Below are 17,801 nucleotides of genomic sequence, written 5' to 3' on the forward strand. Positions count from 1 at the left end.
CTAGAGGGTTGAGAATTGAGTTTTAAGTTGTAAATTTAGACAATTTCACTCAAAACTCAAAACTCACTTTTCAACACTGTCTTATATTTTTAAGCCAACCATTTTTTGCACCGCTTCAACAATTTGGGGCGGTTGCACGATGGTTAGTCGCTCTAAGGTTCCATTGTAGGGCGTGGGAATATCCTGTGACGAAAGTCTCAGCACAGGTGCATCCAGCTCATCAAAGAACCGATCATTAATTGAAGCAATAATTTCAGCCCCAATCCCTCCGGTTTTCATGGCTTCCTCAACCACAATCACCCGATGGGTTTTGCGAATGGATTCGCCAATGGTGTCGAGATCTAGGGGTTTGAGGGAAATTAAGTCAATGACTTCCGGATCAAACCCGTCTTTGACGATCTGCGGCACCGCTTGCAGAACGTGATGGCGCATCCGCGAATAGGTCAAAATCGTGACATCTTTGCCCCGTCGGACCACTTCTGCTTTATCTAGGGGCACTAGATATTCTTCCGAGGGCAGGTCTTCTTTCAAATTATAAAGAAGGACGTGCTCGAAAAATAGCACGGGGTTATTGTCACGGATGGCACTCTTGAGCAATCCTTTGGCGTTGTAGGGGGTGGAACAAGCGACCATTTTTAAGCCCGGAACGGCCTGAAAATAGGTTTCTAAGCGCTGGGAATGTTCGGCACCGAGTTGTCGTCCAACCCCACCGGGACCGCGAATCACCATCGGCATTGTAAAGTTGCCACCGGAGGTATAGCGCAGCATGGCATTGTTGGCGATTTGGTTGAAGGCGAGGAGCAAAAAGCCCATGTTCATGCCTTCAATAATCGGACGCAATCCAGTCATAGCGGCCCCAACCGCCATTCCGGTAAAGCTATTTTCCGCGATCGGGGTGTCGAGTACCCGCAGTTCGCCATATTTTTCGTACAGGTCCTTGGTGACTTTGTAGGATCCTCCATACTGACCGACATCTTCACCGAGGACGAATACTGTAGGGTCGCGGGCCATTTCTTCGTCAATGGCGGCTTTGAGCGCGTTGAAGAAAAGGGTTTCTGCCATCTTCAAGGTGGGTAATGGGACAAGCTTTTATCTTATACCATTGCATTTTCCCGACGCTAGAGATTTTAGAGCATCGGTACAGTTTTAGATTCTAGGCGGTGGGTCCCCTCTTAAAGGGGTCGGACAAGTCCCCCAGGGTTGTCTTCTGGCTCCTGTACGGATGCTTTAGGGACCAAAAACCGGGGTGATGGCCCTCAGAATGCGGTCAAGGGTTCCAAATTTTCGGGCATAACCCCGGTTTTTAATCCCGACTGTACCGGGGTCCGAGTTTGGCACATTAGACTGGAAGTAAGAAAGATTACAAGTTGTCCAATCGGGAACGTTAGCGCGTGAATCATTCAATGCAGGATCGGTTACTCTCAGCGATCGCCCCTTACCGCGATCGCGTCGATTATTTAGAAATTCGCATGGAACAAAGCGAATCCACGGCGATCGCGTTTCGCGGCGATCGCCTTGATGCGGTGAATCGCAATTTTTCCCTTGCTGGTGGGGTCCGCGCCTGTCATAAGGGGGGGTGGAGTTTCGTCACGTTTAATGGGTTGGACGAGTTGGGCGATCGCCTGGAAGAAGCGATTTCCCAAGCTAAATTAATCGGTTCAGATACCACTCAGTTGGCTGATATTAAACCCATTCAGGATTATGTCGCGGAGTCCTTACTCCGGGACCCTCGTGGGGTCTCCCTGGCAGAAAAGCGGCAAATGGTGGAACAGTATAATCAGCTTTTGCTGGATTTTGACCCAAGGATTCAAACCACCAGTTCCAGTTATCGCGATCGCTTTGGGATTACCTATTTTGTCAATTCCACCGGGACCTGTATTGCTCAAGAACGTCTGGATGTTTCCGGCGGTTTTGGGGCGATCGCCAGGGGGGAAGGCGGTTTAGTGCGCCAAGGGTATGAATCGGTGCATTCGCGATCGGATTATGATGCCTTCACCGGCATTGAAAATCGGGTTCGCAGTGCCGCAGAACGGGCAATTCGCCAGTTAGAAGCCAAATCTGTTAAAGGTGGGCAATATACTGTTGTTCTTGATCCCTATCTCGCCGGAGTTTTCATTCATGAAGCATTCGGTCATTTGTCTGAGGCGGATTTTGTCTATGAAAATCCGCAAATGCAGGAAGTGCTGCAACTCGGTAAACCCTTGGGAATTTCTCAATTAAATGTGGTGGATGATGCCACAATTCCGAACTTACCGGGTTCAATGAAATACGATGATGAAGGCGTTGAGGGTCAACGGAAATATTTAATCAAGGATGGCGTTTTGACTCAGCGTTTGCACAACCGAGAAACTGCGGGCAAAATGCATGAAAAACCCACGGGAAATGCTCGCGCCCTCAGTGCCACCTACGCCCCCATTGTGCGGATGACCAATACCGCCATTGAAGCGGGAGATTGCTCCTTTGAGGACATGATTGCCAATATCGATGAAGGGGTTTATGCAGTCCGGATGCTTGGGGGTCAAACGAATGGCGAAATGTTTACTTTTGCAGCAGCAGAAGGGTACATGATTCGCGATGGAAAAATTGCGGAACCCGTGAGTGATGTGACGCTTTCGGGGAATGTGTTTCAAACTTTGAAGGATATTCAGGCGATCGGTTCTGATTCGGTTTATCTAAATGGGGGATGTGGTAAAGGTGGACAATCTCCGTTACCCGTCAGTGTTGGGGGACCGCACATTTCTATTCAAAATGTCGTAGTTGGCGGACGATAATCCTCCGCACTTGATACTAGGAGCAGAAACCGGGTTTCTAACCTCTCCAGGAAATTATTCAACGTAAATTCACCTACTAATCGAGGGCGATCGCAGGAAATAGCGATCCCCTCAATTTTTTGTAAATTTTTATAAATTTGGGTCAACTAGAACCCCCATTTTCTAAAAAATATGCTTTCATCTCTTAAATGATTAGGCTTGATTTAAAATTTTTGGTTTATCACAAAAGTGAAGCCGTAAAAATTACTTATCCTCGAACCCATAATAAATAATTGGGAGAACTATCATGATGGAAACTTTGGCGAAACCTACTCTTAAACAGCCCTCGATTCATACCCTCGTCTTGATTGATTCGGGAGTACCAGAATGGCAAGAATTAGCTGTTGCCACGGTTGCGGGAACAGAGGCGATCGCCCTCGAAACAGAACAAGACGGAATTGAGCAGATTTCCGCTATTTTAGCCGCGAGAAAGGGATTGCATACCCTGCATATTGTCTCTCATGGTAGTGCTGCCAGTCTGCAACTCGGCAACGGGTATCTCACTTTAAAAAATTTAAGTTTTTATGGGGATTTGTTGCAGCAGTGGAGTGATGCTTTTTCCCCGGATGTCTCTCCCTCCTTGCTCCTTTATGGGTGCGAAGTGGCAGCAGGCGATCGGGGAGAACAATTCATCCAAAAACTCAGCCAATTAACCGGAATAACCGTTGCCGCTTCTAACAGCAAAACCGGCAGTAGTACCCGAGGCGGAAATTGGAACTTTGAAGTCAAAACGGGCAAAATAGACAGTGTTTTAGCCTTCCCTGCCGAAACCCTAGAAAATTATCCCTCTATTTTGGCAACCTTTACTGTTACCAACACCAATGACATCGGTGTAGGCTCTTTTCGACAAGCGATTTTAGATGCCAATGCCAATTCAGATACTGATACCATAACCTTTAATATTAGCGGAAATGGTGTGCAGACAATACAGCCTTTATCACCTTTTCCAATCATCACGAATTCTGTCATTATCGATGCCACCACTCAATCCGGATATACGGGGACTCCCCTGATTGAAATTGATGGAACAAATGTAGGCGGATTAGATGGCGGGGTTTTACAGATTACCGCTGGAAACAGTACCGTTCGCGGATTTGTGATTAATCGGGCGGGATTTAGTAATGCCGCTATTCTAATCCGGGAAAATGGGAATAATTTGATTGAGAACAATTACCTGGGAACCGATGCCACAGGAACGGGTTTATTGGAACGTAGCGGTTCCGGTATTTTTATTCGAGAATCGGCTAATAATAGGATTCAAAATAACCTGATCTCGGGGAATAATAATACTTCTTCTGTGGGAATTGATATTGAAGGCAACCGGGCGAGTGGAAACCAGATTTTAGGGAATTTTATCGGAACCAATGTCACCGGGACTCAAGATTTAGGTAACAGAGGCAGTGGTATCGTCATTCGGAATGCGCCCAATAATCGGATTGGGGGCACAACTGTCAATGCCCGCAACATTATTTCGGGTAATGGCTTTTATGGAATTGAAATTAGTGGCAATGAGGCGAATGATAATCAAATCTTAGGCAATTTTATTGGCACCGATGTTACGGGGGAAATTTCCTTCAGAAATGCGTTTTATGGGATTGGGATATCCGGGGGCTCCAGGACTCTAATCGGCGGGGATTCTGCTGACGCTCGAAATGTTATTTCGGGGAATGGTTCTTCGGGAATTTATGTTCGTGAAACGAGCGGACTTCATTCAATACTGGGCAATTATATTGGCACTAATTCTCAAGGAGACAAAGCTGTAGAAAATGGTGGATTAGCCGGAGTGCGGATTGAGGGTGCGAATAATATTATTCAAAATAACTTAATCTCTGGAAATAGAGCCGATGGGATTCAAATCAGTGGCAGCAGTGCCAATGATAATCGAGTGACGGGAAATTTAATCGGCACCGATTTCACAGGGAATGTAGCACTGGCGAATGGCGAAGCGGGCGTTGTGATCGCTCAACGTGCAACAGGGAATCAGATTGGCGGTACAACTGAAGGCGATCGCAATATTATTTCTGGCAATCAATCAACCGGTGTTAGCGTTCAAATAAATGCCACCAATAATCAAGTTATAGGCAATTTCATTGGCACTAATATTACGGGACAATCTGCCCTTAGCAATGGGATTGGTCTCTATATTATAGCGGCAGCAAACACTACAATTGGCGGGTTAGAACCCGGTTCTGGTAATCTAATTTCCGGAAATCGCTCCGATGGAATTGATTTAGGTTTGGCCTCTTCGGATACCCTGATTGCCGGAAATTATATCGGCACTGATGTTACAGGCACTTTGGCGATCGGCAATGGTCGGCATGGAATTTTTAGTGATGCTTTCCCTCGCAACACGATCATCGGTGGGACGACGCCAAATGCCCGTAATCTGATTTCAGGAAATAGCCGTGATGGACTTTACCTCGATGCCAGTAATAACCGAGTCTTAGGTAACTTTATAGGCACTCAAATTGATGGAATTAGCCCCCTAGGAAATGCTGATGATGGCATTAAGCTGGTTTCCCTGACGGGTAATAGCCTCATTGGGGGAACAGCTACGGGAGAGGCCAATCGAATTGGCTTTAATGGAAGGGCGGGAATTCAGGTTAGTGTGGGTACAAATAACGGAATTTTATCCAATGCTATCTTTTCCAACGGTCGCTTAGGCATCGATTTAGTCGGTCCTGCTAGTAACCTTGCCGGGACAACAGCCAATGATGAAGGCGATGCAGATACAGGGACTAATAATCTTCAAAATTTTCCCGTCATCACTTCAGCGATTTCTGATGGAACAACTACCACAATTTTGGGGACGCTCAACAGCACCGCTAACACTGAATTTCGCCTGGAATTTTTCGCCAATCGAGCTTTAGACCCCTCGGAATTTGGCGAAGGGGAAAGATTTATTGGGTTTGCCACGGTTACCACCGATGCTACGGGTAATGTTAGCTTTACGGAAACCTTTCCCAATGCAGTTCCTGCTAATGAATTTATCACCGCTACCGCAACAGACCCCAATAACAACACTTCGGAATTTTCTGGGGGTCAAGTGGTGATTGCACCTAGTTTCACCCTGGAAGATATTACAGTTATTGAAGGAAATTCTGATACAACTACTGCAATTTTTACGGTTACTCTGAATGCGGCACTCAACCAAGTCGCTACCGTAAATTATGCCACGGTTGATAATAGTGCGACTTCGCCGGAAGATTATACGGCAACGAGTGGCACATTACAGTTTAATCCTGGGGAAACTACCAAAACGATTACGGTAGCGATCGCCCCCGATACGATTGATGAACCCGATGAACAGTTTTTTGTTAATCTTTCTAATCCCGTCAATGCCGCGATCGCAACGGACCAAGCGATCGCCACCATTACTGACGATGACGAACCCCCAACCCCAACCCCGCAACCGCAACCGCAACCGCAACCCACTCCCTCACCTCTTTTGGAAGTGGTACGAGAACCCATCCTGCCATCAACCCTCAATCCAGATTCCAGCTTAACGGAAACACCGATACCCCCCTTAACTCCCATAGAGGTACCGGATTGCAATTGCCCGACGTTGACAGTACCAGAATTCGTGCCGTTAGCAGCAGCGATCGCCCAACCGAATGCGGTGGAAAATATCCTCATCGGGACCGAAGAAGATGACACCTTACAAGGCAGCAGTCGCGCTGACGAAATGAACGGAGGCAGTGGCAATGATTTACTCTTTGGCAACCCGGGTGATGACAATCTTTTAGGAAGTGCCGGAGACGATACTATCCTGGGTGGAATGGGTAGCAATTTTCCCATCGGTTCCCAAGGCGATCGCGACTGGATAGAAGGGAATGCCGGGGAAGATGATCTATTTGGCAACGAAGGCAACGATACCATTTCCGGCGGATTCGGAGGCGATCGGATATGGGGTGGAAAAGACGATGATCAGATATTGGGCGATGAGGATAGCGATACCCTCTATGGCGATTTAGGCAACGATACTCTCTACGGTGGCAAAGGCAGTGATATCCCTGTCGGTCCCTTCCTTGACGCTGATTTACTCTTTGGGAATCGCGGGAATGACTACCTCTTCGGCAACGAAGGAAGCGATACCATTCATGCCGGAAAAGAGGATGATGTCGTGCACGGTGGCAAAGATAATGACCTCATCTTTGGCGACATTGGCAATGATACCCTGTTGGGCGAACTCGGCGATGATACGCTGCTGGGAAATCCCAATGATGCCGCAGTGCTCGATCCCAATGGGCGAGATTTGCTCTTCGGTGGCGCTGGAAATGATTTCCTTAACGGCAACCAGGGGGATGATTCGGTATCTGGGGGTGAGGGAAACGATACCCTACGCGGTGGCAAGGAGGATGATATTGTTGCCGCAGATCAGGGGGATGATTTAATTTTTGGCGATCGCGGCAATGATATCCTTTGCGGTGGCGATGGGGATGACACGCTTCTCGGGGGTACCGGCATTGAGGAACCGATGGATCCTAATACGGAAAAAGATTGTCTCTCTGGGGGTGCTGGAAATGACTTCCTTTATGGCGATCGCGGCGATGACACCCTCAATGGCGATCAGGGAGACGATACCTTATTTGGCGGTAAACAGAACGATATCCTCGCGGGAGGAGATGGGAACGATCGCCTGAGTGGGGATTTCGGCGATGATACCCTGATTGGCGGCAACGGGCGCGATCGGTTTGTACTCCAGGCGGGTTATAACCAGGACCTGATTTGGGATTTTGAAGTGGAACAGGATTTTCTGGAATTAACCGGGGATTTAACCGTGGATCAACTCTTGATTACTCAAAACGGGAACTCCACTGAGATTGCGATCGCCAGTACCGGCGAAGTTTTGGCATCCCTGATGGGAATCCCTGCCGCAGGGGTCAGCAGTATCCAGTTTCTGTAGAGTGGCTGTCAGGACCCTTGAGGGAAATAGAATATCTCCAACAGAAATGGGAGCATCCTCCTAGCTGTTCAAGTCCCTGAGATGCTCCCACTTCTTAAAATATTGCAAAGCTGATATCTAATCTTGAGCAGAACCCCCAACTCTGAGATTAGACCCTTAAACTACGATAGAGACGCGAAATGAGGCGTCTCTATATCTAGTCTGTATTCGGGGTTTTATCAACGGGATTCCTTATAATCAGGCATTAGCTGAAATAGTTGGCTTCGGCTTCAAGCATCCGAATCAAGCTTTCATCCCCTTTCTGTCTAGCCATTTCCAGGCGATACTGTAGCTTCTGGCGGATAGTTGCCCGATGCATGGCTGCGGCTTGTTTCAAGGTTTCATGACTAATTTTGTTCATGGTGGACTTTTTCCGTTTTTAATTCGTGTATTTTCCCTTACTTCCAAAATAACACTTAAAATCAGGAATAGTATCAAAATTTACCAAAATTTTAATAATCATCTCCGATTCATGCTCCCGATCCTGACAAGGGACAAGGGACAAGGGAGGGGTAGGTTTTTATAACTAGCCTTCTCTGGTCCCCTTTCCGGTATCTTGAGGAGGGTTCGGATAAACTTCTTAGTTTGTAGTAACGACTTCAGTCGTTTCCGGGCATTAACCTCCTGGAGTAACCCGAGACTCTGCCAACGCCAACAGGCGATCGCCACCCCCCATCAGAAAGAAACGACAGCAAATCGGGACGTTGAACATCCTCCCTATCCTCCCCATCTCCCCTATCCCATGCTTACCCTCTTAACCGATTTTGGTTCCCATGATGTCTATGTCGGCGTGATGAAGGGCGTCATCGCCTGTATGAATCCCGGGGTCACCATTGTGGACCTCACCCATGAGATTCCTCCCCAGGATGTCGCTGCTGCGCGTTTTTGTCTGATGAATGCTTATCCCTATTTCCCCCAGGGGACGGTTCATGTCGCCGTTGTGGATCCCGGTGTCGGCAGTGCAAGACGGGCGATCGCCCTTCAACTCCCGCACTCCATCTTGGTAGGACCTGATAACGGGTTATTCTCTGGGATACTTACTCCAGAAAACCCCATTCTCGCGGCAGTGGAACTGAGCAATTCTGACTACTGGCGCACCCCTGCTCCGAGTACCACATTTCATGGGCGAGATATTTTTGCTCCCGTAGGTGCTCATTTGACTAAAGGAGTGCCTTTAGAGGATCTAGGACCCAGGATTGATCCCCAGACTTTAGTCACCCTGGATCTGCCACAATGTCAGTGGCAAAACCAGGAAATCGCCGGTTGTATCCAATATATCGATTGCTTTGGTAACCTGATCACGAACATTCCTAGCACTTGGGTGATGGAAAAACTCGGGTCAGTTGGAGTGGGCGATCGCATGATCCCCGGGGGAAATACTTACAGTGATGCGCCCAGAGGAGGTGCGATCGCCCTCGTCGGTTCTCACAGTTGGGTAGAAATTGCCATCAATGGCGGCAATGCGGCGGATACATTCCAACTTGCCGTTGGTGCAACGGTGAGGGTGAGGTTGAGCTAAAGGATCAGGATGGGTTGTTGAAAAGGGCGATCGCCAACCCTCAACTGTCGGCAAATTGGTCTAATAACTGAAAAACCACAGGAGATAATTATCAATCAACTCAAAATGCTCGGGATCTTCTTTGGTCACATCTAAATCAATTAAAGGCAAGATAAACTGGCGGCGATCGCTCGTTCGTTCCACCTTCACCATAATCCCCTCTGTACCCACATCACAAAACTGAACCAAGCTAAAGGTATCCACATAAGAAGGCTTGTGTTTTTTCAGATTTTCATATTCTTTTTTGCTCTTGCCGCCACTCACATACTCTTCTTCCCAGTCAAACTCTCCATTTCCTGTCAGATTATAAGGGGGTTTAATCCGAGCTTTCAAAAATTGTAAATATCGGTTTAAATTTTCTTCATTGACCTCTAAATTAGGACTCCCTAAAATTTCTTGTAATTCTAGTTCAAACTCATCCTCATCAAAAATATCTTCTAAAAATAAATCATCCTCATCCTCATCCTCATCATCTAGTAATAACTCTTCTATCTGGCTCATCCGTTTGACTAAATCAAGGATTCTCTGAGGATTGATAGGAATTTCCCCCCGTTCCATGAGCCGGGGGCCAAATACCCCTTCATCAATTTCTATAATTTTCGGGACCGAGGGGGATGAGGCGCTTTGTTTCGGAGGTTTTTTTGATTTAGTCATATTTAAATCGGATCAGGGTCGGGTCAGTCATCAAATCGGTCATAATCTAAAGTGTATCTCGAACACCCATTATCTTGGAGTAGATCGGTCAAATTCATCATGACTCAAGCTAATTCTATGGAATCTCCAGTCTATCAAGGGCAGTTTGGGGAATTTAGCATTACCCCCAGCGATCGCCAATCTGTTATCATCTATCGCAGTGGCTTGATGGTAGCCGCCCTCAGTTTCGCCATTGCCACAGTTCTCCTCTTTTGGCAAGGAACTACTCCCAATGTCCTCACCAGTCTGAGCGTACTCTATGCCTGTTTCTGTCTTGCCCTCGGCGTCAGCTTACTGACGATTCACATTTATCTGCAAGTCCTCCATCGCTTCCTTCAAGTCTGTTGGGCGACTGGGGCCGTCACTGCATTAACGGTGATTTTTACTCGCCCTGACCCTTTCGTAGTCACAGTTTATCACGAGGCGATCGCCCTCGTCGGTATCGGATTTACCTTTGTGGCATTAACTGGCATTTATTTTAAAGAAGCCTTTTGTTTCAATCGCCTAGAAACTAAATTGCTCACCCCCTTAGTTCCCCTGCTAATTTTAGGTCACCTCTCAGGTTTATTAACTCCCTCAATGGAAAAAATCCTATTAGCCCTGTGGGCCATTCTCTTTCTAATCTTTGCCTTGCGAAAAGCGGGCCAAGACATTCCGTCAGATATTGGAGATAAAAGTGTTTTTGCCTACCTCAAGGAACAGCAAAAAGCGCAGCCTTAACCCGATAATTGATATTTCTGGACAGGGTTGTACAGAACAAAAATGATAGAGGGCATAGGTTCCTTCATTGTGGACCAAGCCTTTTAAAGTCTCCAACAGTGCGACAGAACCCATTAGGAGGGTTTGACTCCCCCTCAATTCTAAGCAAAAATGCGCCTTGTCGTTAATTGTCAATAAATCATGACATAGCAGAGATGACCGGGGCGGGAGTTGGGCTTCAAGACAGCTAACATATAAAATCAGCTCCAGGGATTAACCTCCATGCCATCAGGCCAATTCACTCATTCTGTCGCCACATTTTATGGGTGGGATTGAGGTGATGTTCCTTGAGCTATTCCCCTCGAATTATTTCGGGGGGTAGATGCGATCGCCTTGAGTTATTTTTTATTATTTCCCTATAAATTTTCCTCGCCCAAAAGTGCGGAAGAACAAACCTCTACTGCCGGGTTCTATCTTCCATTTTATGCAAGGGAAAACATCACCGATCAGACCCCTTAAATAGAGGGTTTTGCTCAGACTTTTGACTGAAAAGGATGTTAGTTCAACGCTTTGAGTTCCAGTACCAGTCCTGGAGTCCCTAAGCCTAGTGTTAAGAAGTCCCCACAGAATCTAGGTCACCTCTAGTATTCAGGGATAACCCAACCGAACTGGAATCCCGCCGCTCAACACTGGCCGTGTTTTTATAATTCAGTTTCTTCACCCCTAGTTTATACCTATGATAACGTCCAAGTCGATTGCTTTAATTTCTGTTCATGGCGACCCAGCCATAGAAATTGGTAAAGAAGAGGCCGGAGGCCAAAATGTTTATGTTCGCAAGGTTGGAGAAGCGTTAGGCAATCTAGGGTGGCAAGTTGATATGTTCACCCGCAAGTCCAATGCCACACAACCGACGATAGTACAACATACCCCCAATTGTCGGACCATTCGCTTAGTTGCCGGACCCGAAGAATTCGTTCCGCGCCAAAAAATTTATGAATATGTCCCCGAGTTTGTTCAAGAATTTCTGAAATTTCAAGAACAACAGCGCCTAGACTATCGCTTGGTTCATACGAATTATTGGATTTCGGCAGCAGTAGGAATGGAGTTGAAAAAAATTCAACCCATCCAACAGGTTCATACTTACCACTCGCTGGGTGCCGTCAAGTATAAAGCCGTTTCCACCATTCCGATGATTGCCAGTACCCGCTTAGGCGTTGAAAAGGCTTGTTTGGAAAATGCCGATCGCATTGTCGCGACTTCTCCCCAGGAAAAAGAACACATGAGAACTCTTGTTTCCACCAAGGGACAGATCGATGTGATTCCTTGCGGCACCGATATTCATCAATTTGGCGGTGTTTCCCAGGCAATAGCGCGGGAAAAACTGGGCATTCCCCAAGATAGTTCTGTGGTCTTTTATGTGGGTCGATTTGACCGACGCAAAGGGATTGAAACCTTAGTTCGGGCGATGAGTCGTTCCACCCTGCGGGATCAGCAGGACCTCCGGCTGATGATTGGTGGAGGTTGGCGTCCAGGTCAAAGCGATGGGAAAGAACGCGATCGCATTGGCAGTCTTGTCGAAGAATTGGGAATTGCTGACTTGACAACCTTTCCCGGACGGATTGGTCATGACGAGTTGCCCTTATATTATGCAGCGGCCAATGTCTGCGTGGTTCCTAGCCATTATGAACCCTTTGGATTAGTGGCGATCGAAGCAATGGCCAGCCGCACCCCAGTTGTAGCTTCAGATGTGGGCGGATTACAGTTTACCGTGGTTTCAGAAGAAACAGGTCTACTCTGTCCACCCCAGGATGATGCCGCCTTTGCCGTCGCCATTGACCGAATTTTATCTCACCCCGACTGGCAAACCGACTTAGGCCAAGCCGCTCGCGAACGGGTCGAAAGCCAGTTTAGCTGGGATGGCGTAGCTCGTCAACTCAGTCACTTATACAGTACATTGCTGGTCCAATCCAGCCAGTCCCTGGACCCGGCGATCGCCTAATGCTCAGAGCATCAGACCCCCAGGACCAGAAACCCGGTTTTTGCCCCAAATTGGTCGCCAAGCAACAACCGGCGGGGGTTCAAACGATTGGCGGCCTAACAGTTCAAGTCGGTTGAAACCGACTGAAAACACCACAGGATAAGACTTACAGTCGTCTTTAGACGACTTGATTCTATGAGGCGGGGGATTAATCCCCCGCCGGTGTTGAGCATGGTGCAAGATCTCAGGTCAACAAACTTTTCCGTTGTTCCAAACTACACTTTCCCCTAAAATTCAAGGGGGTACGATCGCCATCCATTCCCGGGATGACAAGCCTCAATGATGATGGCTCTCCCAGGACGGATTCCGAAGGGTACTTGTAAAATGCGATCGCCTATATTTCCCCCCGATTTTTCGATAGGAGTCATTAGGGTCAATGTATCTGGAAGAACGAGCATTTTGGGTGGCTTGGTCGCAAATTCCCGCAGTCGGCCCGGTGTTACTGGGTCGCTTGTTTAAATACTTCGGCAGTTTAGCCGCTGCTTGGCAAGCTGAACCCGAGGCTCTCACTCAGGTCCAGGGTTTAGGTCGGCAACTGGTCGAAAAAATTGTCACCAGGCGATCGCAACTGAATCCCCAACAACTCTACAGCGAACATCTGCGCCAAAACCCCAATTTTTGGACCCCTGCCGACCCCGATTATCCCCGTTTGCTCGGAGAAATTCCTAACCCACCCCCCCTGCTGTATTACCAGGGTCAGGTCGATCGCCAGGAAACCCTCGGTAATCGTCCCATTGTCGGCATTGTCGGCACTCGTAATCCCTCCGAATATGGGCAGCGATGCACCCGCCGAATTAGCCAGATTCTGGCGGAATGTGGCTTTACCATTGTCTCTGGCATGGCCGCAGGCATTGATACTCACGCCCATCTCGGTTGTTTAGATGCCGATGGCCGCACGATCGCCGTTTTCGGAACTCCCCTCAACAAAATATATCCAGAGACTAATCGTAATCTCTCTGAGAAAATTATACAAAAAGGATTATTTTTGAGTGAGCATCCTGTAGGAACACTCACAAGGCGAGAACATTTCGCGCAACGCAATCGGATTATTGCCGGGTTAAGTCAGGCCATTCTGGTCATGGAAGCACCCGAGCGATCGGGGGCGCTGATTACGGCCAAAGTCGCCAATGAATATAGCCGAGATGTCTTTGCCTTACCTGGACGCATTGATGATCCCAATTCTCAAGGCTGTTTACGTTTGTTGAAAAATGGGGCCGAAACCATCATCAATGAAACTGAATTGCTGGAAATGCTAGGGGCTATCCCCAAATATCATCCGACCCCTTCCCCCACTGCGGCAAACCTCACTTCTCCCACGGCAGTGATGCCCCCCCTGCCATCGCTCCCAGATTTAGCCCCTCCCTTGCAACAAGTCTGGGAAGCAACGGCGATCGAGCCGATCGCCTTTGAACTCATTGTATCCCAAGCCCAACTTGATGCCGCCTCGGTGTCCAGTGCCTTATTGCAACTTGAATTAATCGGCTTGGTGGAGCAATTACCGGGAATGCGCTATCGCCGCAGTTGAATAAAGGGTTTCTTCCAAGAAAAATTTGCCCCTATTTATCAAATCGCTGTAGCCGTCAATTTTCCCCTTGCTCATTTGCCCATCTCTTTCTGGGAAAATGGCAGATTGTTACCCTGGCCTTTATAAATTTCTCTCTAAATTGTGTACCTCCTAAAGGCATAAAAATTTCCCTGTCAAAAGGAATATTTAAACTTAAGAGTACCCTAGAGCAAATCTGGCAAATCCCCCTAATTTTCTGGGTTTTTCCTTGATTCATCACGTTTATAGTGAGGGTATTCGTGACAAATAAGTAAAAGTTATTGCGGAATCTCTCCTGATTGGCCTAAAAATTTGTCTTCCTTTAAAAACACTACGATCTGCCTAAAGAAGGATGAATTTAAAAGTGTCCTCTTTTAAACTGAAGGACAGTTGACAACAACTTTAAATCCTGAATTTCGAGGAGAACACCCGAATGACCGTTCAATTACAAGATACTAAACGCATGGCGATCGCCCAAAAATTGGCCGATATGAAAGCTGTGCAAAATTTTCTCATTTCTAATGAACAAAAATTTATCAGCGCCACCAGCGACCCCGATATCCGCGAGCGCTTGCAAAGTATGCTAGAGGATGACCGCAAAAACCTCGGCATCATTGAAACCACCATCATTCAATATGGCAATCCCTCTGAACCCGATAGCACCACTGAGGAAACCCTCAAACAAGCTCAGAAAATGATGGAAGATTCCAAAATGAGCTTGTTTGATAAAATGTCTAAGCACGAACTGCTCAAACACGCTCAGGTGATGAAAGGACTCCTCGTCCATAAAGCCGCACAAGTCGTCGGTGCTGACATTGAAGTCGCCATCACTCCCCTGAATACGGTGAACTTTGAAAACCGTTCTCACCAAGAACAACTCAAGGGTATTCTCGAAGTCCTCGGCACTCGCGAACTCACCGGACAAGACCCGGATCAAAGCGTCTGGAGTCGGGTTCAAGATGCAATGGCAGCCTTGAGTGGTGTCTTTGGTAGCGCCGTCAGCCGCACTAAAGATGATGTGAACATTTTGGAAATCCTCCGTGCAGATCACCGCAAGGTAGACACCCTCTTCGCGGAAATCGAAAACACCAGCGACGCTAAAAAACGCGAAGAATTCTTCGGTCAAATCTATAAAGACCTCAGCGCTCACTCGGAAGCTGAAGAAGAAGTGGTCTATCCCGCTATCCGCGCTCAATTCCCAGAAGTGCAACATCTGTATAACGAGCAGGCGGAGATGAAACAACTCCTCGAAGCCATCAAATCCAGCAACGGTAGCGATGCCAGCTTTATGACTCGTGTCAAACAGTTGAAAGAAATGGTGCAGCATCACGTCAAGGAAGAAGAGAACGATATGTTCAATAAATTCCAGCAAACCATGAATGAGGCCCAAATGGAACAAGTGTCCAAGCAGTTTAAGGAAGCCAAAAGCCGCATTCAACAATCAATGGCGTCCTAAGATGCAGACTCAGTTTGGTTAGTTGCTAACCTAACGTTGTAAATCAGCCGAAAGGGGGGGTGTAATCCCTCCCTTTTTTGGGTTTCCCCCGATTATATAGCGAGGTTTAAATCATACAGAATCCCGTTGTCATACTCCATACGGTATTTAAAGGTCTATAAAAACGGATTGTAGGGGCTTCGATGTGCAGGCCCCTACACATACCGCTTGATGCCGGTTGTTTTTATAGACTTATCAGTACCCTATGGAGTATTACGCAAGATTTAACCTGAACCCATAAATGTAGAGGCGATTCCCTTGGTCGCCTCTACATTTAGGATAGATTTTCCAAATCTGTGTAAGTCCTGCCACCAAAGCTGAAAAGACGAGGGATTACCCTGCTATTTTGAGTGACAAGCTCAACGCTTAACCACCAACAACGGTACCACCATTGGGATGCAGAATTTGACCTGTCATATAAGAAGAATCATCCGAGGCGAGGAACACATAACAGGGGGCGACTTCCTCGGGTTCTCCGGCCCGTTTCATCGGGACTTGCTGACCGAATGAGGCGACTTTTTCCGGGGGGAAGGTGGCGGGAATTAGGGGAGTCCAAATTGGACCGGGTGCGACCCCATTAACGCGAATTCCTTGGCTGACCACTTTTTGAGACAAGGCTCGGGTAAAGGCAACGATCGCCCCCTTGGTGGAAGAATAATCCAGTAAAGTTTCATTTCCCTTATAGGCGGTTACCGAGGTCGTATTCACGATCGCACTGCCTTCTTGCAGATGAGGCATAGCCGCCTGAGTCAGGTAAAACATGGAGAAAATATTGGTGCGGAACGTTTTTTCCAACTGTTCTTGAGTGATATCCTCAATATTTTCTTGGGGATGTTGTTCCGCTGCATTATTAATCAGAATATCCAGATGGCCGAAAGCATCCACGGTCTGTTTAACCACCTGTTCACAAAAGCTTTTTTCACCGATATCTCCGGCGATCGGCAAACAGCGCCGCCCTTCCGCTTCTACCATCTCTTGAGTTTTTTTGGCATCTTCATGTTCGTTCAGATAAACGATCGCCACATCCGCTCCTTCTCGGGCAAACAAAATCGCCACGGAACGACCAATTCCGCTATCTCCGCCCGTAATCAGGGCAACTTTATTTTCTAATTTTCCACTGCCTTTATAGTGAGAAGCACGGGCTTTAGGACGGGGATTCATTTCTGATTCCAGGCCCGGTTGTTGGTCTTGATGTTGAGCGGGGCGTTGTTTTTCTTGCGTCGGCATAGAATTTTCCCTAAACTTTTTAAACTACCCCTTATAAATAGAACTAATTTTCAGGAATTGCCCCCTGTCTTTTTGTAGATTTTGAAACTAATCCGATCGGCATATTCTTTAAGTTATAGGCCGAATTACCGAGGGTTTAAAAGGGGAAAATTAGCGCCGCTTGAACCCGCAGCGGTTGAGGGAGGGTGAGGAGACCCCAAAACCTGCGGTCTGGAGCACAATGGGGAGATTCAGAGGGCGGACTTACCCGGGGCAACACAGTTCGGCCCTAACTGGGTTCTGTACTGCGCATGAGAATGGGGTCTCCAGGGATTGGAAAATGCCGAAACCACAGTGGTGCGTTAACCCCTACCTAGGGATTGTAGTTACGGAAAGGGAAATTCGTTTAAGATGGCTCACAAGGGGCGATCGCGCTGGTCTTCAGTAGGGAAGTGCAACCCGATTCGGGCAAGGGGTATCCATAAAGGAGTTTTTTTAATGAATAACTTTTATGAACAGGATGTTTTATTACTCGAAGTCACCCGCGAGCGATCGATTCGTCGAACCGTGATGGTCCTGGAAACCAAGCGCAAACGCATCCGCGAGGACCTCTTGGAACTAATCCAGAATATGCCCTTGTTAGCCCTACCTGTGGAGTTAACTCGGGACGCGCCGGAAGAATCGCTAGACATCCTACTAGAGGCATTATCGCGGATGGGGGATGAAGCGTTTGCTCGTTGGATTGCCGAAGGGATTCTCGATCGCCAGTCTCAAACTGAAATTCCTGAATCTTAGCGTGCCAAAATCACCGGGC

At 47.6% G+C, this 17,801-nt stretch carries 13 protein-coding genes; 8 read left to right on the forward strand and 5 right to left on the reverse strand.

Annotated elements, in window-relative coordinates; translation table 11 throughout:
* Window positions 1-81: 81 nt before the first annotated feature.
* Window positions 82-1,062, reverse strand: a complete 981-nt coding sequence (locus NG795_RS05500; RefSeq protein ID WP_367287666.1) for an alpha-ketoacid dehydrogenase subunit beta — start codon at window positions 1,060-1,062, stop codon at window positions 82-84.
* Between the two features lie 341 nt (window positions 1,063-1,403).
* Between NG795_RS05500 and NG795_RS05505 the strand changes: the two genes are divergently transcribed.
* Window positions 1,404-2,771, forward strand: coding sequence for a TldD/PmbA family protein (locus NG795_RS05505; protein WP_367287903.1), 1,368 nt, complete (start codon window positions 1,404-1,406; stop codon window positions 2,769-2,771).
* Between the two features lie 286 nt (window positions 2,772-3,057).
* Window positions 3,058-7,716 (forward strand): DUF4347 domain-containing protein, encoded by a 4,659-nt coding sequence (locus NG795_RS05510; RefSeq protein WP_367287667.1) that lies wholly within the window; start codon window positions 3,058-3,060, stop codon window positions 7,714-7,716.
* Between the two features lie 244 nt (window positions 7,717-7,960).
* Here the strand turns inward: NG795_RS05510 and pirA are convergent, their stop codons facing one another.
* Window positions 7,961-8,116 carry an arginine synthesis PII-interacting regulator PirA gene (pirA, locus tag NG795_RS05515; protein ID WP_367287668.1) on the reverse strand — a complete coding sequence of 52 codons (156 nt, stop codon included), beginning with the start codon at window positions 8,114-8,116 and terminating at the stop codon, window positions 7,961-7,963.
* A 381-nt stretch (window positions 8,117-8,497) separates the two neighbouring features.
* On the opposite strand from pirA, the gene NG795_RS05520 reads away from it, so the two are divergent.
* Window positions 8,498-9,274, forward strand: coding sequence for an SAM hydrolase/SAM-dependent halogenase family protein (locus tag NG795_RS05520; RefSeq protein ID WP_367287904.1), 777 nt, complete (start codon window positions 8,498-8,500; stop codon window positions 9,272-9,274).
* Between the two features lie 60 nt (window positions 9,275-9,334).
* Here the strand turns inward: NG795_RS05520 and NG795_RS05525 are convergent, their stop codons facing one another.
* The gene (locus NG795_RS05525; protein WP_367287669.1) at window positions 9,335-9,967 is read right to left on the reverse strand and encodes a hypothetical protein; all 633 of its coding nucleotides are present in this window, start codon (window positions 9,965-9,967) and stop codon (window positions 9,335-9,337) included.
* A gap of 99 nt (window positions 9,968-10,066) precedes the next feature.
* Here NG795_RS05525 and NG795_RS05530 point away from each other — a divergent pair, with 99 nt between their 5' ends.
* Window positions 10,067-10,726, forward strand: coding sequence for a DUF2301 domain-containing membrane protein (locus NG795_RS05530; protein ID WP_367287670.1), 660 nt, complete (start codon window positions 10,067-10,069; stop codon window positions 10,724-10,726).
* Window positions 10,727-11,441: 715 nt separating this feature from the next.
* Window positions 11,442-12,704, forward strand: coding sequence for a glycosyltransferase family 4 protein (locus NG795_RS05535; RefSeq protein ID WP_367287671.1), 1,263 nt, complete (start codon window positions 11,442-11,444; stop codon window positions 12,702-12,704).
* A gap of 266 nt (window positions 12,705-12,970) precedes the next feature.
* On the opposite strand, the gene NG795_RS05540 is transcribed toward NG795_RS05535, so the two are convergent.
* Window positions 12,971-13,111, reverse strand: coding sequence for a hypothetical protein (locus tag NG795_RS05540; RefSeq protein WP_367287672.1), 141 nt, complete (start codon window positions 13,109-13,111; stop codon window positions 12,971-12,973).
* Window positions 13,112-13,119: 8 nt separating this feature from the next.
* On the opposite strand from NG795_RS05540, the gene dprA reads away from it, so the two are divergent.
* Both dprA and NG795_RS05550 read left to right on the forward strand, forming a co-directional pair.
* Window positions 13,120-14,268 carry a DNA-processing protein DprA gene (dprA, locus tag NG795_RS05545; protein ID WP_367287673.1) on the forward strand — a complete coding sequence of 383 codons (1,149 nt, stop codon included), beginning with the start codon at window positions 13,120-13,122 and terminating at the stop codon, window positions 14,266-14,268.
* Between the two features lie 451 nt (window positions 14,269-14,719).
* Entirely contained in the window at window positions 14,720-15,742 is a 1,023-nt protein-coding gene (locus NG795_RS05550) for a hemerythrin domain-containing protein (protein ID WP_367287674.1), read from the forward strand.
* 405 nt (window positions 15,743-16,147) lie between these two features.
* On the opposite strand, the gene NG795_RS05555 is transcribed toward NG795_RS05550, so the two are convergent.
* Window positions 16,148-17,008 carry an SDR family oxidoreductase gene (locus tag NG795_RS05555; RefSeq protein ID WP_367287675.1) on the reverse strand — a complete coding sequence of 287 codons (861 nt, stop codon included), beginning with the start codon at window positions 17,006-17,008 and terminating at the stop codon, window positions 16,148-16,150.
* 477 nt (window positions 17,009-17,485) lie between these two features.
* Here NG795_RS05555 and NG795_RS05560 point away from each other — a divergent pair, with 477 nt between their 5' ends.
* A complete protein-coding gene (locus NG795_RS05560) occupies window positions 17,486-17,782 on the forward strand; it encodes a hypothetical protein (protein ID WP_367287676.1) in 297 nt (98 codons plus the stop codon).
* The last annotated feature ends 19 nt before the right edge of the window (window positions 17,783-17,801 follow it).

The organism is Laspinema palackyanum D2c (assembly GCF_025370875.1).
Lineage (GTDB): Bacteria > Cyanobacteriota > Cyanobacteriia > Cyanobacteriales > Laspinemataceae > Laspinema > Laspinema palackyanum.